The 7,755-nt window shown below is 47.1% G+C and carries 5 protein-coding genes; 3 read left to right on the forward strand and 2 right to left on the reverse strand.

All coding sequences use genetic code 11. The annotated features are described in order from the left end of the window. Nucleotides 1–56: 56 nt before the first annotated feature. Nucleotides 57–1,166: a putative bifunctional lysylphosphatidylglycerol flippase/synthetase gene (locus AACV78_RS21165; protein ID WP_194009579.1), complete on the forward strand. Its 1,110-nt coding sequence runs from the start codon at nt 57–59 to the stop codon at nt 1,164–1,166. A gap of 285 nt (nt 1,167–1,451) precedes the next feature. Then, entirely contained in the window at nt 1,452–2,168 is a 717-nt protein-coding gene (locus AACV78_RS21170) for a Uma2 family endonuclease (protein WP_194009580.1), read from the forward strand. 39 nt (nt 2,169–2,207) lie between these two features. Here AACV78_RS21170 and AACV78_RS21175 read toward each other — a convergent pair whose 3' ends face one another. After that, a complete protein-coding gene (locus tag AACV78_RS21175; RefSeq protein WP_194009581.1) occupies nt 2,208–2,942 on the reverse strand; it encodes a Uma2 family endonuclease in 735 nt (244 codons plus the stop codon). A 161-nt stretch (nt 2,943–3,103) separates the two neighbouring features. Between AACV78_RS21175 and AACV78_RS21180 the strand changes: the two genes are divergently transcribed. Further along, nucleotides 3,104–4,564 (forward strand): 16S rRNA (cytosine(967)-C(5))-methyltransferase, encoded by a 1,461-nt coding sequence (locus AACV78_RS21180; protein ID WP_194009582.1) that lies wholly within the window; start codon nt 3,104–3,106, stop codon nt 4,562–4,564. Between the two features lie 363 nt (nt 4,565–4,927). On the opposite strand, the gene priA is transcribed toward AACV78_RS21180, so the two are convergent. Continuing rightward, nucleotides 4,928–7,513: a primosomal protein N' gene (gene priA / locus AACV78_RS21185; protein ID WP_194009583.1), complete on the reverse strand. Its 2,586-nt coding sequence runs from the start codon at nt 7,511–7,513 to the stop codon at nt 4,928–4,930. Between the last annotated feature and the right edge of the window lie 242 nt (nt 7,514–7,755).

Genomic DNA, 7,755 nt, shown 5'->3' on the forward strand with positions numbered 1-7,755 from the left:
CATGAAATTGTGGTTAAGAAATCTACAATCCCAAATTCACTAATCAGGATCGGAAAATGGGAAAACAACACTTGCATCGACTTCAGAATTTTTTCAAGCTGGCGAAATCGCGTTTAAAGCCTTATGTTCGCTATGTGATTCTGGGCGGGACGTTTTTATTTATTGCGAAAGCTTTTTTCACTCACTGGCGAGAAGTTGCGAACATCCAAATTCGAGCCGAAAGTTTTCCCTTGCTGGCGATCGCCCTCGGCATTACTTTAATGTCTCTGATTTTTGTCGGCTGGGTGTGGATGTTAATTTTGCGGGAATTCAATCAAGTTGTAAGTGTCCGGTGGGCGATTCAAATTTTTCTCAAAACTAATATTGCCAAGTATTTGCCGGGGAATATTTGGCATTTTTGGGGTCGAATTTCGGAGGCAAAAAAGGCTGGTATTTCGCCGAAAGTTTCTATTCTCAGCGTGTTGTTGGAACCGCTGCTGATGGCTTCGGCGGGGGTGCTGATTGGTTTGATTTGTTTTGACAAATTCAACGGTTTTCTGCGGACTTTCGGTTGTGCTGCGATTTTAACGGCGATTCAGCCCCGAATTTTAAATCCGATCGTCCTATTTGTGGAGCGGTTGAAGTTATCTAAGAAGAACGGGGAAAATTCTGAGATTGGGGAGGAAATTGGGGAGGAGATTGGGGAGGAGATTGGGAAGATTGGGGAGGAAATTGAGGAGGTTGCGGGCGATCGACCAACTTGGCGTTTGGGGTCTAGCTCCAATCTAGCTAAAAACACATCTGGTGTCAAGTCTTCGCCGGCAATTAATTTACCAATTAAACGCTATCCTTTAGTGCCGTTAATCGGACAAATGTGTTTTATCGGATTGCGGGGCTGCGGTTTTTTGCTAACGGTAATGGCTTTAAATCCGGTGAATTTGATTGATATTCCGAACTTGTTCGGTGCTTTTTGTTTTGCGTTTGTTGTGGGTTTAGTTGTACCGGGTGCGCCCGGAGGGATGGGAGTATTTGAAGCAACGGCGATCGCCCTGCTGTCCGATCGCTTTTCTGTAGCTATAATCTTGAGTGCGGTGGCGTTGTATCGGATAGTGAGCATTTTGGCGGATGTTGCGGGTGCTGCGGTGGCAAAGATCGATCGGCAGCGCAGACAGGTTAAAAGAAGGTAAATTTAACTGTTTCGGCATCAGTTACCCCCTGAAAATATCGGAGAATCTGTAGATTGCAGGTAATAGGAATAATGCCATATAGTAGGGAACCGATTAGAACCGTTGGTGTCAACTTCACCCAAAAAAACACTAGAGGTTTAAACCCTAGCAGACTTATGCACTCCGACAAAGAAACCGGGTTTTTACCTAATCTGTGAGTTATAATGAAGTATTTTCCGAAAAACCCGGTTTCTCGGCCTTTAGCGTAAAATAGAAATTGATGATACTAGCAAAGGACTCATCCCCATGACGGCAACAATTCCCACAAAAACCTCAGCCGAAATCATCTACCCAGACAGCGACGGCCAACCCATGTCTGACAACACCAAACAGTTTGAACTAATTGTCACCATTCAAGGCGGAATAGATGCCCTATACAAAGAAGACGAAAATATTTTTGTAGCAGGTGACTTGCTGTGGTATCCAGTCGAAGGAGATAACAAAACTCGCCAAGCACCTGATACGATGGTAGTATTTGGCAGACCGAAAGGTTACAGAGGTTCCTACCAACAGTGGCTGGAAGACAATATCGCCCCGCAAGTTGTCTTTGAAATCCTATCACCGGGAAACCGAATGGGATCGCTGTTTAAGCTGTTTAATTTCTATCAGAATTATGGAGTAGAAGAATATTATGTCTACAATCCAGAGGATAATGAATTAATGGGTTGGCTGCGAAGTGATGGAAAACTCAACTATATTGAATTAATTGATGGTTGGGTGAGTCCGCGTTTGCAGATCCGTTTTCAAACTGCATCGGGAGATTTAGAAATTTATCGGCCTGATGGAAAAAAGTTTTTGTCTTATGTGGAGTTGTCAAATCAAATGGAATCAGCACAACGACAAATGGAACTGACACAGCAACAAATGGAACAAGAACGACAGGAGAAAGAATTAGCACAGCAAAAAGCCGATCGCCTTTCCGACAAATTGCGAGAAATGGGCATCAATCCCGACCAAATTTGAACAAACAAGACAGCGGTTGAAACCACGTCTATACTGATTTCAATCGCCCTTTCCCGACTCTCCCGACAAAATCCCAACCAACTCCGCGTGTTCCGGTGAATTAATCCCCTCCTGCAAAACCGCCATCACCTGCGCCAAATCTCCCGACAACAAAGCCGGTACAGCCAACCACAAACCCGGAAAAACTCTACTGCAAATAACACCATTATCATCCGGTTGGATAGAAACATAGTTGCCTTTTTCCAACCTAAACCAATGCAAACGTTGTTTGTTAATCTGCCAAACCATATACTCCTGCACCCCATTTCGCCGATAAGCATTTTTCTTGTCATGCAAATCCTTAGATGCTGTACTTGCAGCTATTTCTACAATCAATTCTGGCGCACCTTGCACGTAATCATCATCAGTAATTCGCGAATTTCCTCGATTCTCAATTCGCAGCAAAGCGTCGGGCTGCGGTTCATTTTCTAAATCTAAAAATACAGTAGTTTCAATCCCTAAATCTACCCCTGGTGTTGCCACTTGGTAATTCAACAACAATCCGGTAATCGCAGCATGGGGTTTACCGTGGCTTCTGTGACGTACTGGGGATGGCATATACACAATTCCTTCAATTAATTCGGCTTTCTTGACCTGCGGCATGGCGAGATAGCGATCGTGAAATTCAGGTCGTGAAAGCCGATCGCCATTTTCCAGCGGCAGAATACTCGCATCGTCATCAGCAGGAGTTGGTTGCTCAATATTTCTTGTACTTTTTACAGATATTTGAGTCATCAGAAATCACCTTTTACTACAGGTATAGAAACTCGAAATAGTCAAATAAATAAGCAGTTATTTACATTATACACTTAACATCAACCTCGTTTTATCTTGTGAAAACAACGCTTTCAATCCTCAGACAACCTATAATAACTTGACATATCAACCAACCAGCCATGCAAAATCCGCGCCAAATAGCCTTTCTCGCACTCCGCGAAGTCCACCGCCGAGGTGCGTTTGCAGATGCCGCCCTCGATCGCACTTTAGGCAATTCTCAACTCAACGACCTCGATCGGCGTTTAGTCACAGAGTTAGTTTACGGTAGCGTCAGGAGAATGCGGTCGATCGACTTTATCATCGACAAACTAGCAACAAAAAAATCCTCCCAACAACCGCCAGACATCCGCACCATCCTACATTTAGGCTTATATCAACTGCAATATCTCAACCACATCCCCCCCTCCGCCGCCGTCAACACCACCGTTCAACTAGCAAAAGAAAACGGATTTTCAGGGCTCAGCAGTTTTGTCAACGGTTTGCTGCGACAATACATCCGTTTAACCCCCCCAAGCGGGGCCCGCACGCACCATCCATTACCCCTACAAGAAGGGGCTAAGAGTGCTCCGAATTCCCCTCAGCAACCAGAGACTGAAACCACATCAAATCCCCCCCCTTACCAAGAAGGGGCTAGGGGGGGTTTGAATTTCCTAACATTACCGGAAAATCAAATCGAACGCCTCGGAATTCTACACAGCTTCCCCGACTGGATTGTCAAATTGTGGATCGAACAAATAGGCGAAACCGAAACCGAACAACTCTGTGGATGGTTCAACAAATCCCCCAAAATTGACCTGAGAATAAATCCCTTAAAAAGCTCGATCGCCCAAATCGAAGCCGCCTTCACAGCCTGCAACATCTCAACTAGCAGAATCCCCAACTTACCCCAAGCATTAAGACTAAATAGCAGCACCGGCGCAATTAAAAACCTCCCCGGATATAGAGAAGGTTGGTGGACAATCCAAGACAGCAGCGCTCAATTAGTCACCCATTTACTCGATCCGCAGCCTGGAGAAATCATCATCGATGCCTGCGCGGCCCCAGGAGGGAAAACCACCCACAGCGCCGAATTAATGCAGGATACAGGCACTATTTACGCCTGCGACAAAACCGCCAGCAGACTCAAAAAACTTAAAGAAAATGCAGACAGACTCCAGATGAAATCTATCAAAATTCATACCGGAGACAGCCGCCAATTCCCAGAATTTATCAACCTAGCAGACAGAGTTTTATTAGACGCACCTTGTTCCGGCCTCGGAACCCTCCACCGCCGCGCCGACGCCCGCTGGCGGCACACACCTGAAAACATTCAACAACAATCCCAACTGCAATCAGAATTATTAGCAAATGCAGCGAAATTTGTCAAGCCCGGCGGCGTATTAGTTTATGCAACTTGCACGATTCATCCCTTAGAAAACGAACAAGTTGTGCGATCGTTCTTAGACAACAATCCTCACTGGCAAATCGAACCGCCAACCATTGATTTACCTGTACAACCATCACCCGAAGGATGGGTGAAAGTTTGGCCGCACAAATATCAAATGGACGGCTTCTTTATGGTTAAACTCAAGCAAAATTAACTTGCAAGACGATTGAAATTCGCAATTGCATCGGCGTTAATCAGTGTTAATCTGCGGTTCACCATTCACAATTTAGATTGTTGCCATAAATCCAATGTACATTTAAATTGTTGGTTGGGTCGGGCGTTTTTTTTCAATTGTTGGTGGGAATGAAGGATTGTTGGTGAACCCTGCCCGGAAGGATTGTGAGATCGTGTATTTTTGATGAAGGGGCGATCGCACTGGTATTGCAAAGAAGACCGGGCGGTTGAAACCGCATCTATACAGACAAAACCCGGATGGTGCGCGGGTTGAATACCCGGCAGTTTAAATTACGTTGTTTTCTTCAGGTTTCAACCGCCGTCTTATTTTTTCCACCACCAATCAACCAAAATTCAACGGATCGACATCAATAGTTAGACTAACAGAACGCGGCGTGCGTGAAGCGAAGCTATCCCGAAGGGAATCGCGCAACCCGATCAAATCCGACAAATCCACAGACTCATCCACAGGTAACTTCAGCAAAATCTGCCACCGATAGCGATTCGCCACCCGCATAATCGCCGCCGGTGCAGGCCCCAACATCTCGCAGCCAGTCACCGAAAGTCGATCGATATACTGTTGACAAACAGACGCCAACTGTACCGCAGTCACCGCAACTTCCGCCGCATCAACACTACTCAACCGCAACAAAACCAACCGCCCCGAAGGTGGATAATTCAACAGCGCCCTTTCTGCTAATTCCGTCTCCACAAAACCCGCATATTCATGCCGCCTCACCGCTTGAATTACCCGATGTTCGGGAGTGTAAGTTTGGATAATTACCCGCCCCGGATCGTCACCTCTCCCGGCACGTCCCGCCACTTGAGTTAATGTTTGAAAAGCCCGTTCGCTGGCCCGATAATCCGATAAATTCAGCAACCCATCAGCAGACACAACTCCTACCAACGTGACTCCTGCTAAATCTAACCCTTTCGTCAGCATTTGCGTCCCCAACAAAATATCAGCTTCCCCATTCGCAAATTGAGTTAACAATCTGCGGTGGTCGCCCTTATTTCTAGTAGTGTCGCTATCAAACCGAATCGCCCGCAATTCGGGAAACAATCTGGTTAATTCCTGTTCCACTCGCTGGGTGCCGCTGCCGAAGTTTTTGAAGTAAGGAGAACTGCAATCTGGACAGTTTTGAGGGTGTCGTTCCGTGTGGTTGCAGTAGTGACAGCGCAAAATTTCGGCACTTCCTTCGCCGACGTGGTGATAGGAAAGCGAAACATCGCAATTCGGGCATTCCATCACGTAGCCGCAACTCCGACAAGAGACAAAGGTACTGTGTCCTCGGCGGTGAATAAACAGGATGCCTTGCTGTTGTCTTGCTTGCAATTGTTCCAGGGCGTTTTGCAGGGAAGTGCTGAAAATTGAACGATTTCCTTGCCGCAATTCTTGCCGCATATCGACTACTTCCACGGGCGGCATCGGGCGGGAATAAATGCGAGTTGGTAATGATAAATAATGGATAGTTGGTAACGAGTGATAATCTCGGCGCGTCCCCACTAATGTCTCTAAGGCTGGCGTTGCAGAACCTAAAATTAAGGGACAATTTTCTAATTCCGCGCGCCATTTGGCAACAGTGCGGGCGTGGTAACAGGGCGCTGGTTGGTCTTGTTTGAAGCTGCTGTCGTGTTCTTCGTCGAGGATAATTAAGCCGAGGTGAGGCAATGGTGCAAAAATGGCCGATCGCGTGCCGATGACAATTTGCGGGGTTCCTGTCAGCATCTGCCGCCATGTATCGTAACGTTCGCCGTCGGATAGGGCGCTGTGGTACACGCAAATTTGCTCGCCAAAACGGGCGCGGAATCTGTCTGTAAGTTGCGGTGTCAACCCGATTTCGGGGACGAGCACGAGGGCGGATTTGCCGCTGGCCAAGATTGGGGCGATCGCCTGCAAATACACTTCAGTCTTACCAGAACCCGTAACGCCGTGCAGCAGCACTTGACGGAATCCCGAAAAACTGTTAATAAACGCTAAAGCCTCAGCTTGAAAATGAGTTAAATTTTTCGGTGTATCCGGTAATTGAGCAATTGCGCGATCGGCCCTGAGCACTTCCCTTTGATCGATCACAATACAGCCTTTTTCTGCCAATTTTTTGACAACAGAAGAACTCGTACTGCAAATTCTCAGCAAATCGTTCATCCACATTTCACCGCCGCCCAGCCGCAAAACTTCTAATACTTCTTGTTGTCGCTTGGTTAAATCTACAACAAAGGCGCTAGGAATTAATGTCACTGCCGGTTTGAATTGTGCTTTGGGAGGATTGGGCGGTTCTATATAACTTTCTACCCAACCCCGTTTCAACAAATCTCGCAATCCCCGATAGCTTCCCTTGACTTGTCCCTGGAGATATTTCCAAGTGTAATCGCCGTTTTTTTGAGCTTGCAGCAATTGCAATATTTGACTGGCGGCGGGATTGAGAAATGTTTCGGCATTGGGAGAAATAGCTTCTTTAATTAAGCGAATGCGGCGCACAGAACGGCTTAATAAACCGGGCGGCAGCGAAGCTCTAATTACTTGAATTAATGGCGTGCAGTAATAGGCGGATACTCGATCGAGCAATTCCCAGTAAGTAGGCGGAAAAAAGCCCGTACAGACAACATCTTCGACATCTTTAACCCGCCCCGGATCTAAGTCGGTTGGCAGTTGAGAGATGAACCGAATGGCGATCGCCCCTACCTGTTGGCTGCCAAAGGGTACGCTCAAAATATCCCCCGGCTGCACGTTCAATTGGGCTGGTAAGCGATAGGTAAATAGTTTGTTTTCCTCCCCCGGCAAGTCCCCCGCACCCCTGAAAGGAGAGTCCACCAACACCTCGATCCACTCTGCAGGCGCGCTGGGGCGCTGGGGCGCTTGGTTGCTATCGTAGGAGGCCCCCGGCTCTGCGGCTGCAGGGGTTGATAAACCAAAAGTGACAGTAGACATAGGGTTGTACATCAAACTAGGAGGAGCCGCAATCAAAGGGCGTTTTGATTATCCCTCAGTTTACCGCAGTCGATCGAGACTTAGGCAGAACCTATATTTTACTCGTTTTACTCGTTACCAAGCTCTTCCTGGTAACGCAGATCCGCAGGCTCTGTCTCCCTAACTCTGTGTCGAGCCAGAGCCTCTAGATATAGGTTCCCAAGCAGAGCCAGAGAACCAGTGAACTCCCCATCTCCCCATCT

This window comes from Tychonema sp. LEGE 07196 (assembly GCF_963890365.1).
Lineage (GTDB): Bacteria > Cyanobacteriota > Cyanobacteriia > Cyanobacteriales > Microcoleaceae > Microcoleus.